The organism is Pseudomonadales bacterium, assembly GCA_024234615.1.
Lineage (GTDB): Bacteria > Pseudomonadota > Gammaproteobacteria > Pseudomonadales > IMCC2047 > JAJFKB01.
On sequence record JACKNY010000002.1, the window covers coordinates 656,076 to 671,256 of the forward strand.

Consider the following 15,181-nt stretch of genomic DNA (forward strand, 5'->3'; position numbering starts at 1 on the left):
CATGGTATTTCGACTAAGCCAACCACCAAGCAGCATTCTCGCAACTGTTGCTGGCGGGCTAGCACCTTTGTCATTCGCCCCCTTTAAGATTTGGCCAATGGGGGTTATTTCTCTATTTTTTTTCCTAATGGCACTGGCTTCCTCCACCCCAAAGCAAGCCTTTTTCCGAGGCTGGTTATATGGTCTTGGCTTCTTCGGCGTTGGCGCTTCTTGGATATACTTTAGTATCCATGAGTATGGCTTCACATCGGTTCTATTTGCGCTCTTACTTACTGGACTATTTGTCGCTGGTTTAGCATTGCTGCTAAGCGCAACCTTTGCTTATCTCTATGTTAAGATTTTCAGCCAGCGCGAATACTGCGTATTAGTCTCATTTCCCGCCCTTTGGGTGCTATTCGAATGGCTCCGCAGCTGGCTATTAACTGGTTTTCCCTGGCTGTATCTCGGCAATGCGCATATCGATACTTGGCTGTCGGGATGGGCCCCGATTATGGGTGTTTATGGGCTCAGTTTCATTGTCGCAGCGACGGCTGCACTCATGTTCCAATGTTTGAAAAAGCCCTTTAGCCAATGGCGATGGGAGCATTACGTAGCCATTCTGCTCATACTGTCTACCTGGAGCGTTGGCTTAACCTTACAATCTATACACTGGTCGCACGCCTATGGCGAACCACTTCAAGTCACCTTAGTACAACCCAATATAAGTCAGCATATTAAGTGGCGCCCTGAGCAACAACCCATCACCCTTAGGTTGCTAGAAAGCACATCCGCACAGCACCAAGATAGCGACATCATCGTTTGGCCGGAGAATGCGATTCCGCTTTTTGCTCATCAAGCCACTCGTTATCTGAACCGCTTAAATATTCTTGGCGAAGAAAGTCATACCACCTTTATCTCCGGTATCCCCTATTGGCAACCCGAAACCACGAACAACCCACGCAAACTGCATAATAGCGTGATTACCTTTGGCGACGGTACCGACAGCATCTACCACAAACAAAAATTAGTACCTTTTGGAGAGTACGTACCGTTCCAACACCTTTTACGCGGCTTGATTCAATTTTTTGATCTTCCTATGTCTGATTTTGGGCCCGGCCCCAAAAACCAACAACCCTTGCGTATCAAAAAAGACGGTTACTCCATCCTCATCGCCCCCTATATCTGCTATGAGATTGTTTACCCAGACTTCGTCCGCCACTTGGCAAAATCGAGTGATTTTTTATTAACCATTAGTGATGATAGTTGGTTTGGCAGTTCTATCGGCCCACACCAGCACTTGGAAATGGCACGTATGCGTGCGCTGGAAAATCAGCGTTATTTAATTCGCGGCACCAACACCGGCATCACCGCAATTGTGGATCAGTCTGGGCGGACTCTTGATCAAGCTGAGCAGTTTCAGCAAACCAGCTTGACTGGACAAGTGAGGCTCATGTCTGGATTAACCCCTTTCACCCGCTGGGGTTCAACGCCTATTTTATTGTTATGCCTGATTTTTCTTATTGTTTCCTGTAGCCGCCGCTCCCGGCAATAACACCTGATTACTAAATAGGTAATTGTACAATTTTTAATTGCAGCGTAGCCTAATTTTTCCCTCTTAACTATCCGGAGAATCCCATGTTCAATATTGGTTTTGTTCTCTATACACCAGGAGATGAACCTGGCAGCCTCAATGCAAAATGGTGCCATCCCTTTTTTAGCAAGGGTGTTTATGGCACAGGCAAAGCCACTGGAGGCCCGGCACAGGGATATACCGGAACCTATCAAATCCGTTATTTTGATAAGGGTGGAGCAGAAGTAGGCGGTTTCGAATTGGAAATAAAGAAAGTCGGCGACTATTACGAATTAGCCTGGATTGATAATGGCGAAATCATGGATCGCGGCATTGGCATGGAAGTGGCGGAAGGTCTAGCTGCCGGTTGGCGACGAGTTTCGGACACACCACCGCAAGCCTTTGAAACTCAGAAATAGCCTTGAATCTGCGCTAGCCCACCTAGCCAACTTCCAGTTGATATGCTGTGTGTCTATGGTCTGTGCCAAAAGCACTAATATTACCTTTTGATCGTTCCAAAAAATGGAACGGATTTTGCCATTCAATGCCCTTCCCTGTCTTAATCACTCGGGTTATGCTTAACTGTCATGCCCTATTTGACAGGTATTATTTCCATCTAATTAAATAGTTACAGTCAACCCCATGCTATTCAAAAGAGTCTATTCAAAGACCTTAGGAGAAACCACATGAACATGATCAGAAAACAACACAAAATTCTTTTCTGGGGTTTAATGTTGGTCGCTCAGGTATGCGCCTTTATATTGTTTAAGGATTTGGCGGATATCAGCCAGTGGTGGGTACAATCCTCTCGCAAATTCACTATGGCGGTTTGGTACCTGCGCTGGCCCTTGGCAATTATTACTCTGGCGGCATTGGCGGGGAGTATTTGGCTATGGCGAAATAACAAACTGCTCATAAAAACGCCACTCATGGCATTACTTATTTTTGTGTGTTTATTCAACTGGTACTCCGGCTTTCTTAATACCAAACTCATGTTTCGCCCGAAACTCGGTGACGACGCCATGTTTGTAAGCGTTGACGATGCTCCTAAATATATGCAGGAGATGCTGCATGCCAGCTACGAGAAAGACCACTTTAATAACGTCGACGAAATCAATGTTATGGTGTTGGAAACCGATCAGGGAGCCCGCGCTTATACCGATTATTACATGCTGCAACCCCATGTGGCCAATGCTGGCACCATCAATGGCGAAGAGGTAGTAATGACTTATTGCGGCTTAACCAATATGGGAATTGCCTACTCCCCTGTGATTGGCGATCAGCCCCTCAAGCTGCGCGCTATGACACAATTGCGTAATAACCTAGTCATGGTTGACAGCAATACCGGCGAGCCTATTCAGCAATTCTGGGGAACTCTTGAACGTGATGGCGAACATGGTCCCGCGATGAAAGAATGGGCAACCATTCGAATGCCCTTTGGCTCATTCCGCACACTCTACCCCGACGGCAAAGTATTCATCAACGGCATCCGCCAACAGAGCGATAACGCCCTGGTGAGGGCTTTCGATACGGCCATTCGGGACGGCATCATGGTCCATGCCGTCCGCACACTGCAATGGCAGTCCAATGAGCCCGCGTTCCCAACCATCAAAGAATTTGACGACCGACTGCCGCGCAAACAGCTCGTCTACGGCATCAACGTCGGCAACGATTTTGTTGCCTACACCAAAGCCTTTATCCAAGAGCAGGGCAACCTGTTAAATGTTGAAATAGGTAATCGGCCCGTGGTTATTTTTTACGACGCCGACTATGATTCCGTGGCTGCGTATTACAATGATAGCGGCAATGCCGTCAGCTCTGTGGATCTTTTTGGGAACAGCGATCAGGGCAAATTAGCACGTCTGGAAACTCTGAAGAATGCGGTGTTTTGGTTTATTTGGTATGACTTCAACAAGAGTACCGACGTCAATCGAGTTTAATGCTACGCCTGACGGAGAATATACTGCGCACTTTCAGCATTGAGCATCACCAAAAGAACGCTATTTTTCGGCTATGGATCCAGCCAAAGTATTGGCGATTTTAGTTATCTCTCGTACCGAGCAAACGGCCCTGGGCGACTGAGCAGGTTTAATTCAGAGTGACACAAATTGACGCTTTAATCTTCATTTTTGGGTAACTCCTGTTCACTTACCTTGCCACGTAACTCGCTGGGAGAAATGCCAAAACGCTCGCGAAATGCTCTGCTAAAATGTGCTGAGTCGTTAAAACCCCGACCAAAGGAAATTTCACTCACGCGCAGATTGATTTTAGAAGGGTCGAGCAAGTCTTCGCGTGTGGCTTTAAGGCGTCTCTCCCGAATCCACTTGCCTACGGTCGTGCCTGAGTTTTGAAACAGGCTGTGCAGGTAGCGCGTTGAAATACCATTAGCCTCAGCAATTTTTTCCGGGGTAACGGCACAATCACAATAATGTTTTTCCATGTAAGCCAAGATGCGGCGAAACAATGCTGATCGTTGCGAAATCTGAGGGTTAATACCTTCTAAATTCGAACGTATCACCGCCGCCACCAGCTCTAAAAAACTTTCAGCGAGCGTATGTTGCTCAGTTTCACTAAGCTTTTCTGCCCCTAAAACCAAGGCTTTAAGCATGTCGGTAACAATAGCGACGAGGCCGCCACCGCGTAAGAGTTGAGCATGAAAATCACATTCATCCTTACTCAGAATACGTTCATGAAAAACCGTATGAGGGATACGTAATATCAAGCGCCGGGCATGTTTAGGGTACTCTATTGAATAGGGCAAGCCCCCCGCCATCAGTGCTAAATCTCCAGGCCCCTGACTAAACTCCGTATCGCCCTGGCTGACCAATGCGGTTCCTTCAAGTTGCGTGGTTAAAAAATAGTCATCCACCGCATCCTGAATAATATCTTCAGGCAGCCGGTGCACCGTTATGGGTTCTGTCACAATATCACAGACGCTTAATTTTCCTAAGGGCAACTGCTTATAGCTGCCACTGTCGGCATTGGATATGTGCGCACGCGTATCATCGGCAACAAAGGAGGCATGATAGAGCGTACCCTGTTGGTTTTTTGCGGTATCCATGGTTTTATTTACTGTCACTGATTCGTTTACTGCCGATATTCTATTGTTAACGCCAAACAGTGCGCAGAGTTCTAGCCAGTTCAGCCAGACTTTCCAAATTATGCACCGGGAGAAAATAATCCAGATAAGGCAGGGCGGTCTGCATACCTCTACAGATAGGTTGATAATCCGAACCACCTAGCAGCGGATTAAGCCACATCAGTTTATGCACGCGACTATGCAGATGCTCCATTTCTTCGCGCATCAGATAGGCATCGCCCCTGTCCCAGCCGTCACTCAGGATAATCACCACCGAGCGAGAGTGCAACATTTCACGTGCAAATCTGTCATTAAATTCACGTAAACAGCCTCCGATATTGGTGCCCCCCGCCCAGTCATGTACCTGTGCCGACACTTGCGCCAGCGACTCCTCTACCGTTTTGGCTTTAAGCAACTCAGTGATCATCGTCATACGTGTGGAAAAAACCGCCACCTCCAAGTCGGGTAATTCCGCTTTCAAGGCATAGATAAATTCGATAAAAAAAGTGCTATACCTTTCCATCGAACCACTAACGTCACAGAGCAAAACCAGTTTGGTTTTTTTTATTCTTCGCGCTTTATAGGCCATGTTTAAACCCACCTGTTCAAACAGAGCATTACGGCGCATCATTCGACGAAAATCCAGCCGGGCACGTTTTTTATCCGCCACATAACGGCGGCTTTTATAGTTGGCGATAATGGCGACAAACTCCTTGATCATTTGGCGCGCACGCTCAACCTCAATCGCCGACATTTCACTCAAGTCCTTTTGCATAAGCACTTCATCAGCACTATACGCGAGTTCGGATAGCGTCTCATGAGCCGCCTGATCTCCGCCCTCGTCGTCATCCGCCTGTAGCTGTTTTTGCATTTTTTCCTGATTGTCTTCCTCTTCCTCACCGTCCAGGTTATCGGATGCATCTTTCTTTTCGGCGCTCAGAAGTACTTTATCGGGCTGTTGCCAGAATTGTATAAAAAGCTCATCAAACCGTTCGATATCGGCCTGGTTAGAGACGAGGGTAGCGCGGGCGGTCGCGTAAAAATCTTCGCGATTGCTAATATCTATGAATTCAAAACAACGGCAAAGATCAATTAGATTTGCTGAATTGACGGCTAACCCGGCTTCATGCAGAACACGGAAAAACAGAACAACCTGATCAAGTAATATTTTTTCATACCTGATCTGGGCTTGTGTCGTTAGATTGGCCACCATTAATACCCGAAAGGGAACACTAACCCTTAATTTGACTGCGGTCCGGATGAATAGCTTGAACCACTTGTCTCGCCCGTGAGGAGCGCACGGTCAACCAATTGGCGCAAATTGGCTTCCTGCACTTTTTCCATGTCGCCTTTAAACTTCAGTATACAGCCCAAGGTGGCATAAACCACATCAGGATCAAGTTCATCAGCACTCAGTGATAACAACGCCCGCGCCCAGTCGATGGTCTCCGCAATACCCGGGCGTTTATAGAGATCTTCCTGGCGGATCAATTCCATAAAACGGCATACCTGCCGCGACAGACGTTCTTTGATGCCGGGCACACGCGCCGCCACAATCCGCATTTCCTTTTGAAAAGAGGGGTAATCGATCCAGTGATACAGACAACGACGTTTAAGTGCATCATGTAATTCACGAGTACGGTTCGAGGTCAACACGACCACCGGACGCAACTTCGATTTGATGGTGCCGATTTCAGGAATAGTGATTTGAAAATCAGACAGTATCTCCAGCAAAAACGCCTCAAATTCCTCATCAGAACGGTCAATCTCATCGATCAACAGCACCGGAGGTACTTCACCCTCCGCCTGAATGGCGCTGAGTAATGGCCGCTTTAACAAAAATTCTTCGCTAAAGATATTGCGTCCGATCTGCTCCTTCTCAATACCTCTGGCTTCCTGTAACCGCACCTCCAACATCTGTCTGGGATAATTCCACTCGTACATGGCTGTGTGCGTGTCGAGCCCCTCATAGCATTGTAAGCGAATCAGCTCCGATCCCAACACCGTCGACATGACTTTGGCAATTTCAGTTTTACCAACACCGGGTTCGCCTTCCAAAAATATGGGTTTGCCCAGTACGGTTGATAAATAAACGGTCGTGGCCAGCATTCTATCGGTGATATAACCCTGATCGGCAAATTTTTTTTCGATATCTTCAATGGAGTCAAATAATGGGTTACCACCACGCATGGACAATTACCTCTGGATTCAGATCGACATACAAAATATTAAGGAATCTCTACTTAATTCTTTAATGATAATTATACGTATTTAAATGCTCTCATGTTACCTGTAGTTGCTGTAATTTAGAGGGTTTTCGGTTAATGGCTTGACACCTCAGTGCTTACAGGACATTTATAGCCTCTTTACAAGACAAGGCAGCATTGTACGGCAATGCCAAGACCTTGCAAAAAAAAGGGAGCGGCCACGGCTGCTCCCCATCATTTAAACATTTAGTTTCTGCGTATTATCGCGACGACACCTCAACAAACTCTACCCGATTTGGCTTTCTCATCGCCTCTAAAAGAATCGACGGCGAGTTGTGTGACTGATTCACAATCACGCCCTCAGCAAACAAAGCATCCTGAACCGCAGCGGATACCGTATGCAGCGGCGCACCGCCGCCCTCGCCACAACCCTTGGCGCCGTTATAGCTGAAGGGTGATGGCGTTTCAATTGCAGCAGTTTTGAACGCCGGCATATTCATGGATGTCATCGGAGCATAATCCGTAAAGGTGCCAGTGATCATGTTGCCGCTGGCGTCAAACTGGAATTGCTCCTGCATCGCAGCGCCAATACCATGACAAACAGCACCATGTACTTGTCCCCCAACAATTTTCGGGTTAATCGCCACACCACAGTCATCCACCACCACATAATCCAGGATTTTAGGCTGGGCACTAATGCGGTCGACTTCGATCACCGCAATATGGATCTGCGCAGAGTAGGTTAAGGTTTGATTACCATATCTTTTAACCGGATCTGGCATTTCAAAAGGCGGTCGATAGACGTATTGCACATTCAGATCGATATTTCGTAACGCTTCCGGTAAACGGGCGTTATTAGAATTCACCAGATTGGACAACATCCAATAATTAATGGCCTTATCCGGCGAACCTTTTACCCTGACCTCAGGCCCCATACCTCCGATGCCTAATTCAAGATCGTCTTCATTCGCCTCCAGCGCAAAACCTGCCAACTGTTTGAGTTCCTTCTTGATCTGCTCCGCCGCGCCATGTGCTGCGGATAATCCTGTTACGACAAACTGGCTGGCAATAGTGCCGGAAAGTCCGGCATAGGTGTTCCAATTTGAATCAAATCCTGGCCGTACTGTGACCATATCAGGGCTGATATTTAAATCATCCGCAACAACTTGCGCCACAACGGTTTCGTGACCCTGACCTTGGGGCACCGAACCCATCATAACGATAACAGAGCCGTCCAAGCCAATTTTTATACGCGCCGCTTCCGCATTTCCGGAAAAAACGGAATCTGGATTAACATAGACTGATTGACCAAAGTTATTGGTTCCTGAGTCAACTGTCGAGCCGATACCAATACCTACCAGCCGGCCTTGAGCGCGCCATTCAGCCTGTTTTTTTATCCAATCATCATAGCCGATAAGCGTCTTCGCTTTCTGCAACATCTGCGGATAATCGCCAGAGTCGTAAATATTGCCGTTCGGTGTCGTATAAGGGAACTGGTCAGGCTGAATATAGTTTCGCAGACGCATCTCATCCGCAGGGATATTCAACTCATGCCCACAGATATCCAATACCCGCTCCATAAACCAAAGATGCTGTAACCGCGAGTAACCGCGGTTTGGTGTACAGGGCGGCTTGTTAGCAACTACCTGAGTAAAGTCAATTTTAATATTACGTATGGTATACATGGCATTGTATACCTGAGCCCAAATGGAAGCTCCGAGCGGTTCATAACGCGTGTAGCCACCGCAATCGTCCAGATGACGCGAACGCAGACCGATGATAACGCCGTTCTTGTCCAGCGCCACTTCGGTATCCAAAAAAGTGCGCTCTCCACCATGGAAAGACTGTAAATTTTCGCTGCGCGTTTCAATCCACTTGACCGGTCGGCCGCCAACATTTTTAGAGGCCAGCGCGGTCAAACCAACAAAGGGGAAGGTTACTGTTTTAGTACCAAAGTTACCACCAACATCAATGCTGCGGGAACGAATTTGCTCGGTGCTGACACCCAGATAAGGTCCGATCATTTGCGATGCGATAGCCGGTAGACCAGTGTTCGACAGAATATCTACTTCACCCTGACGCGACCAGCTCACTACCGCACCCGCTGTTTCTATTGGCGTACTGGAGAAACGGTGGAAATGTAGACGTCCGATTTTGACGACATGAGCCGCTTCTTCAAAAGCTTTATCCACATCACCATGATCCCAGACACCGCTGAAGATAACATTGGTACCTACTTCTTCATGCAAAATAATTTCGTCTTTGAGCGCATCTTCCGATTCCACCACGGCCGGCAGACCTTCATAGGTCACATCAATCATTTCGGCGGCGTCTTCAATTTCGCGTGCCGAGGTCGCGACAATCATGACTACCGGTTCGCCTTGATAACGAACACGATCAACGGCGATACCATAATCGACCAGCTGATTACCCGGCGCAGCGCCTACCTGCATAAAGGGCTGCGTCTGCTCGGCAACCTGCTTGCCGGTCATAATCAAAACAACGCCCGGCAAAGCTTCAGCTTCGGAGACATCAATCGCGCCAACTTTGGCGTGAGCATAAGGCGAACGCACAAAGCCCACGTGCAGCATGTCTGCGGATTGCTCATCATCGACAAAATGTCCGCGGCCTCGAATCAAACGGGCATCCTCTTTGCGGCGCAAGCGTTGTCCGACCCAATTCTGAGTAATATCACCATCCACATCAATACTATGTGACATCGGTTTGAACGGTAACAGAGTGTCTTTATGCAGTGGTTTAGTTGCAGCAGTTTTCGGTGCAGCAACGGCTTCCGCTTCAGTTTCCGTCTCACTTTCATCCTTCGGTCCCGCACCAAACAGTCCCTTGAAGAAGTTGATCAGGCCGGTAAAGATATTTTCTGGTGGCTTGGCATGCGCTTGCGCCACGACTTCTTCAAAGTGTTCCTTACTACTTAACGCATCCTGTAAACTACCGATAAGTTTATTGATTTCACTCTCGGCATAACCACGCATACCGCCGCCAGCGAGGGAAAGAATCTTGCCATAGATTTGAGATGTGCCACGCCATTTAATCAAAGTACCGCCGCTGGGCGAGTCCTCTAAATCAAAGGAAGCAATAGTGCTGTAGGCACCGCCCATGACTTTACCGGTACAGGTAAAACTGGCTCGCTTAGGTGCTATGCACTCATCCAGAAACATTTCCGTCGTGGCGATGCCATGTACTTTACCAATACCAACTTTTACCTTAACGATATGAATGTCGTCTTCACCTTCCTTCATTTTCATACTATGGAAGGTTGGAAAAATCGGTGCGAATTTGCGCACATCACTAAGCAATGCAAAGGTCTCTTCGCGTGGAATGGCTACTTCAAATTCGCCATCAAATGACATTTCCATCGGTTAGCCCTCCTTAATTTGTTTAGCCGCAGCATCAACGGCTTTAATAATGTTGACATAACCAGTGCAGCGGCACACATTACCTGCAATGCCTTTACAGATATCATCCCGGTTTGGTGCGGGGTTTTCTTCCAGCAAACTATAACTGGCCATCAGCATCCCCGGCGTACAATAACCGCATTGCAATCCATGATGTTCAGAAAACGCCGTTTGCAACGGGTGTAACTCACCATTTTTCTCCAAGCCCTCAACCGTCATCACTTCGCCGCCGTCGGCTTGAACCGCCAGTGCGGTACAGGACTTAACCAACTTGCCATTCAGCAACACGCTACAGGCACCGCAGTAACTGGTGTCGCAACCGATATGGGTACCTGTCAGGCTCAGCTCCTCGCGAATAAACTCAACCAACAGCATCCGCGGTTCAATATTTCGGCTATATTTATTGCCGTTCACAGTGACTTCAATCGTCACCAACTGAGCAGAATTAGGCATAACGATGTCCTCCTTTAATTTCTTCACCGCGTGCACGCGCTACTGCACGTTCGGCAGATTCAACCACCAATGAACGCAGCATGGCACGTTTGAACTCTTCCGAGCCGCGTGCATCGGCCGGCGGTTTCGAGGCGGCAACAATAACCTCAGCCGCTTTGGTAAGATTTTCGCGCGTCAACGGTTGGCCTTTTAATAAATTTTCAGCCTCTTCTGAAACAATGGATTTAGAACCCGATGCGCCTAACGCCATTCGAATATTGTCACAGTTATCACCGTTCATAGTCAGTTGCACGGCAACGGTGCTGGTGGGATATGCCGGCGCGGCGCGTTTAAAGGCCACATAGGCACCGCCACTATTGGCAGGCGGTACTTTTATCTGCACCTCGGTCACCAACTCGCCGTCACGCAAATCAGCCGTGTATGAGTCGATTATAAAATCCTTAAGATCAACGTTGCGGGTTCCGTTTGGCCCTGTGCAGACGATCAGCGTATCTAACACGCGCAATCCGGTCGGCCAATCACCACTCGGGTCGGCAACACTGAGTCCACCACCGATAGTGCCACGGTTTCGGACCTGTTTGTCGGCAATGCCGCCACCACAATCCTTTAACAGGGGAATGACTTTGGCGGCGTCTGAATTGGCGATGTCCGCATGAGTCGCCAACGCGCCGATATGAATCGTATCTCCCCTCTGCTCTATGTAGGAAAGATCAGGCAAACGTCCTATATCTATTAAATAAGACATATCGCCCAAACGCATTTTTAACATGGGAAGCAATGTTTGCCCCCCGGCGATGACTTTGGCTTCGTCACCAAGTTTAGTCAAAAGCCCAATAGCCTCCTGTAGAGACTCCGGTCGGTAGTATTGAAAGGGTGCAGGATACATGCTTTTTCCTCGTTTACGCTTAGTTACCGCTATTACGAAAAGTTACCGCTGTTACGAAAATGTTGCGTTCAAACAAACAGGCGCAACTTACCATTCTATTCTTATAGGCCGCAAGCGCTATGGATATAGCGAACTCGCTGGCAGAATCACGCAATAATTTTGTGGATAAAGGAGGTTACCATTCTTTGTGCCCGCTAAAAACGAGCTAGTTATTTTTATATTTGCTGCGCATTTAAAGAAAGACTCTTTCGGACGTTCCCCTACGTAACGTTTCCGAAGGCGTCTCCCCATACTTTTCTTTATACTGATTCGCAAACCAGCCTAGCTGTTTAAAGCCGCAGGCCATAGCGGCAGTCGTCACTGAAGTATGGATATCGCCTCGAACTAATTTAGTTCGAACCTGCTCCAGCCTCAGATCTTTAAGGTACTGCATGGGGGTAATCCCATGAGCCCTTTTAAAACCATACTGAAGGCTACGAGGACTCACGCCAGTTAGCTTCGCCAGTTCGTTTAGTGTGACCGACTCGCTTAAACTTGCCTGCAAATATTCTTCCACTCTTTTCACGTACCAGGGCGCGAGTTGATAGCTGCGAGGGGCTTCCAGCGCATCTGAATAATTATGAGTTTGGCAGCGTAAAATATTCTGAATTAACAGTCTTTCTAATGGCTCATTAATCAGCTGTTGTGGGCCATCCATATCCGCGTTGCGCAACTCTTCCATCACATAATTAACAGTGCGCCACCAGGAAGCTCCTTTGCTGCTATGAATATCCAAAGTGGTATCAAAATGGATTGGTGCGGTCGCTTTAATCCCTCTATATTCTTCCAAGTGCTGCATCAGCACATTGGGGTTAAACTTCACCACCAGCTGCCGGTAGTTGTTGCGCATCACCTTTTGAAAACCTACTCCAGAATTTTGAATAACGGCATATCCAGGCTCACAAAATATTCGTTGACCACCGCTATTGACCTCTAATTGTCCGGTAAGCGGCATTAGCACATAAACGCCTGAACCTTCCTCGACTGTTGCCACCACATCAGAACTGTACTGCACCAGACTGAAACTCACGGAATTTAGCGCAGCCACATGCAGGCTAATATCTACTTTACGACGCGCGCCAATGGTGTCCAATTGGTGAGAGTCATAAGCATTAGAAATAGTGTCTCGCGCTTCATCAAGATTACGGCTGCGGAACCAGAGATACTGATCCGGCAGAAACTGCTGTGGATGTTGTGATGGGAATTGCTGCATAAGAACTATCTATGTGCGAAAACCTAGAGTCTACCTAGTACGTCGCATTATTCCTAATGGAGCCAGTTTTTATTCGTCTGTCTGACAAGTTAGTTTCACCAAGACTACCGCTAAACGAGCATTCTAGCAAGTTAACTGTTTATGGATAGTTTTGACGCTGCAAATGCGAGAATACCTGACAAAAGTTGACTCAAATCAAACAAATAAAGTCTGCAAGCGCCGTCGTTGATATTATATTTTTGCCGTCTGGATACGTGTCTTAATCGCCGTACGACAGGCGGCATGCAAGTAACAGGTTTGCTCACCCATTCGGAGCAACCGTTGGGTATTTTCCAGCGACTCCCGAGTCTGTAAAAACACCTGTGTATCAACAGCGCTGCTGGTTGCTGGCTCTTGTTTTGCCGAGATTGCGTACGGCAAGCTAAAATGAGCATCCTGCACTATTCGATAACTTTGCAGTTCTTGTTTTGCCACCTGCGCATAGCGACCGAGCTGTGTCATAAAACAATAGGATAACCCCGCCGCCAGATAGACGAGCCCAGAGGGAGCGCGCTCCTGTCCACCGCAAAGGATAGAATCGTCACTCAACAATTGAAACACGCTACCCACTGGGGTAAAGCAGGCCACTCTCACCTCTTTCATGCCATCGGACCGCAGCTTACCCACGCCCCGCACATGCAACTGGCGTTTTTGATTCTCCGACAAGCCCACATTACCGGCGCTCTTAATTGCGCCTAATTTGTCTCCACCCAAAGACTCAACAGCCTCCAGTTTTTCTAATATATCTTCCGCTATCAGCTCGCTCTTACTAGGTATCGTTTTGTTAAACAGGGTTTCCGGATCTTCTACCGCCGCTCCCGCTGATGCCAATACTTCTGCAACCTTTACCTGCTCTGAGTTGCGATTCAAACTAAATGTACTTCGTTGTGCTTCACGTAAATAGGCATCTGCGGGGGAAGTCGCGACAGCGAGATAAGACAATTGATTGAGCTGATTTATATCAGCATCAGCATTAACGCTGAAGGTAACGTGAACGGGTAAAGCACTGCCGGTCATGGTTCCTTTTAAGAGCGACCCCTCCATGCTGTAATGATTGTCCACCATTACTTGCAATTGGCGAATCACCAGCCCCTGATGTTTAGCATGACTTAGATATTCAGACAGGTAGGAAGCGACCAGTCCAGCGCTAAAAAATCCTAAGGGAAAGGGGGCCAGGTCTGTGCCATTCAGCCAGGGCCCTTCATCACAAACTGTCCGCCAAACCGAGCCTTCATGACCATAACAGACAATAGCTTCCTTTTGCATGCCCGCCAGCGCGCGCGTAGCGGTACGAACAGAAATACGGCCATCTACCTCTGGTGCTTGTAACAAACTTTGCTGATCCGCTTTGAATACTAGCGGAAACTCACTTGCTTCAATACTATCCATTGTCAACTTCTACTATGCCTTTTGAGGTGAAGATAAAACTACAGACATGTTTTTATAAAACGAAAGTCGTATAGATTCGTCTGCGGCCACTCTTTCTCGTTAATTTTCAACTGGCACGCCATTGTCGAAACCGCGTCAGCAATGATCTGATCGCTACTTATTCCTGTTTTACTGAAACAACTTTTAAACAGATCGGCGCTGGCAGTAACAAACCGGCCTTGAAAGTTAAAGTACTTCATCAGCACCTGTTGCAGTAGTTCAGCATCGGACTGAATCAAACTAAGGCTCTGCTGGAAAATGTTCACTATCAACGCAACCTTTTCAGGCGCTGTTCGCAACAATGAATCTGTTACCGCCAATCCTGTAGTGGGTACGCGCAGACGGTCTGCAAAAAAGATTAACTGCTGAAAACCCTTGCTTGCCACGAGTTCAACAGGCATTGCTGAACTTATCACCGCAGCGGCCACATCTCCTGACATTAGCAAACCTAATCGCGCAACATCATCTCTAGCTGCTTCAATTCTTAACTGCTCACCCTGCAACCCATCTTGAGTCAGAATGGCCTGAAGCAAATTTGCGGGCGGAGCATTAATCGGGTAGCTTGCAATCCGCCTGTCAGCCAAGCCGGTTATTTCCGTTATCTCGCTTCTACTGTAGAGCCAAAATAATGGCTTATCCGTCGCCACTAAAACAACTTTCAGCGCAGCTCCCTGCAGCCAGCCGGATAGCGCCGCACCACAGGCTACTTGGAAGCAAGTATCCGGTAAACTTTCAGATGGCACAAAATTGGTATCCAGCAATTTAACTTGGACACCAAACTTCTCATAGAGCCCAGCTTGTTGCGCCACAAAATGACATAATAATTCATGCGCATCAAAGGCCTTAAATCCCAGGCATATCTCAGTCATATT

General features: G+C 47.7%; 12 protein-coding genes. 3 read left to right on the forward strand and 9 right to left on the reverse strand.

Features of this window, described 5'->3' with window-relative positions:
* Window position 1 precedes the first annotated feature (1 nt).
* The 3 genes from lnt to H6995_12245 all read left to right on the forward strand — a co-directional run bounded on the left by lnt (window position 2) and on the right by H6995_12245 (window position 3,489).
* Window positions 2–1,531 (forward strand): apolipoprotein N-acyltransferase, encoded by a 1,530-nt coding sequence (lnt, locus tag H6995_12235; protein MCP5215767.1) that lies wholly within the window; start codon window positions 2–4, stop codon window positions 1,529–1,531.
* A gap of 83 nt (window positions 1,532–1,614) precedes the next feature.
* Window positions 1,615–1,968, forward strand: coding sequence for a hypothetical protein (locus tag H6995_12240; GenBank protein MCP5215768.1), 354 nt, complete (start codon window positions 1,615–1,617; stop codon window positions 1,966–1,968).
* Window positions 1,969–2,235: 267 nt separating this feature from the next.
* Window positions 2,236–3,489 carry a DUF3179 domain-containing protein gene (locus tag H6995_12245; GenBank protein MCP5215769.1) on the forward strand — a complete coding sequence of 418 codons (1,254 nt, stop codon included), beginning with the start codon at window positions 2,236–2,238 and terminating at the stop codon, window positions 3,487–3,489.
* Between the two features lie 176 nt (window positions 3,490–3,665).
* Here the strand turns inward: H6995_12245 and H6995_12250 are convergent, their stop codons facing one another.
* From H6995_12250 to H6995_12290, 9 genes are all read right to left on the reverse strand, one after another.
* Window positions 3,666–4,628 carry a helix-turn-helix domain-containing protein gene (locus H6995_12250; GenBank protein MCP5215770.1) on the reverse strand — a complete coding sequence of 321 codons (963 nt, stop codon included), beginning with the start codon at window positions 4,626–4,628 and terminating at the stop codon, window positions 3,666–3,668.
* 28 nt (window positions 4,629–4,656) lie between these two features.
* Window positions 4,657–5,841, reverse strand: coding sequence for a VWA domain-containing protein (locus H6995_12255; GenBank protein MCP5215771.1), 1,185 nt, complete (start codon window positions 5,839–5,841; stop codon window positions 4,657–4,659).
* A gap of 26 nt (window positions 5,842–5,867) precedes the next feature.
* A complete protein-coding gene (locus tag H6995_12260; GenBank protein ID MCP5215772.1) occupies window positions 5,868–6,818 on the reverse strand; it encodes a MoxR family ATPase in 951 nt (316 codons plus the stop codon).
* A gap of 277 nt (window positions 6,819–7,095) precedes the next feature.
* Complete coding sequence (locus H6995_12265) at window positions 7,096–10,212, reverse strand: molybdopterin-dependent oxidoreductase (GenBank protein MCP5215773.1); 3,117 nt, start codon at window positions 10,210–10,212, stop codon at window positions 7,096–7,098.
* A gap of 3 nt (window positions 10,213–10,215) precedes the next feature.
* Window positions 10,216–10,704 (reverse strand): (2Fe-2S)-binding protein, encoded by a 489-nt coding sequence (locus H6995_12270; GenBank protein ID MCP5215774.1) that lies wholly within the window; start codon window positions 10,702–10,704, stop codon window positions 10,216–10,218.
* A complete protein-coding gene (locus H6995_12275; protein MCP5215775.1) occupies window positions 10,697–11,590 on the reverse strand; it encodes a xanthine dehydrogenase family protein subunit M in 894 nt (297 codons plus the stop codon). The genes H6995_12270 and H6995_12275 overlap by 8 nt, the downstream gene beginning before the upstream one ends.
* Window positions 11,591–11,822: 232 nt before the next feature.
* The gene (locus H6995_12280) at window positions 11,823–12,842 is read right to left on the reverse strand and encodes an AraC family transcriptional regulator (GenBank protein ID MCP5215776.1); all 1,020 of its coding nucleotides are present in this window, start codon (window positions 12,840–12,842) and stop codon (window positions 11,823–11,825) included.
* A 231-nt stretch (window positions 12,843–13,073) separates the two neighbouring features.
* Window positions 13,074–14,270: an OsmC family protein gene (locus H6995_12285; protein MCP5215777.1), complete on the reverse strand. Its 1,197-nt coding sequence runs from the start codon at window positions 14,268–14,270 to the stop codon at window positions 13,074–13,076.
* Between the two features lie 38 nt (window positions 14,271–14,308).
* The gene (locus H6995_12290; GenBank protein MCP5215778.1) at window positions 14,309–15,178 is read right to left on the reverse strand and encodes an ABC transporter substrate-binding protein; all 870 of its coding nucleotides are present in this window, start codon (window positions 15,176–15,178) and stop codon (window positions 14,309–14,311) included.
* Between the last annotated feature and the right edge of the window lie 3 nt (window positions 15,179–15,181).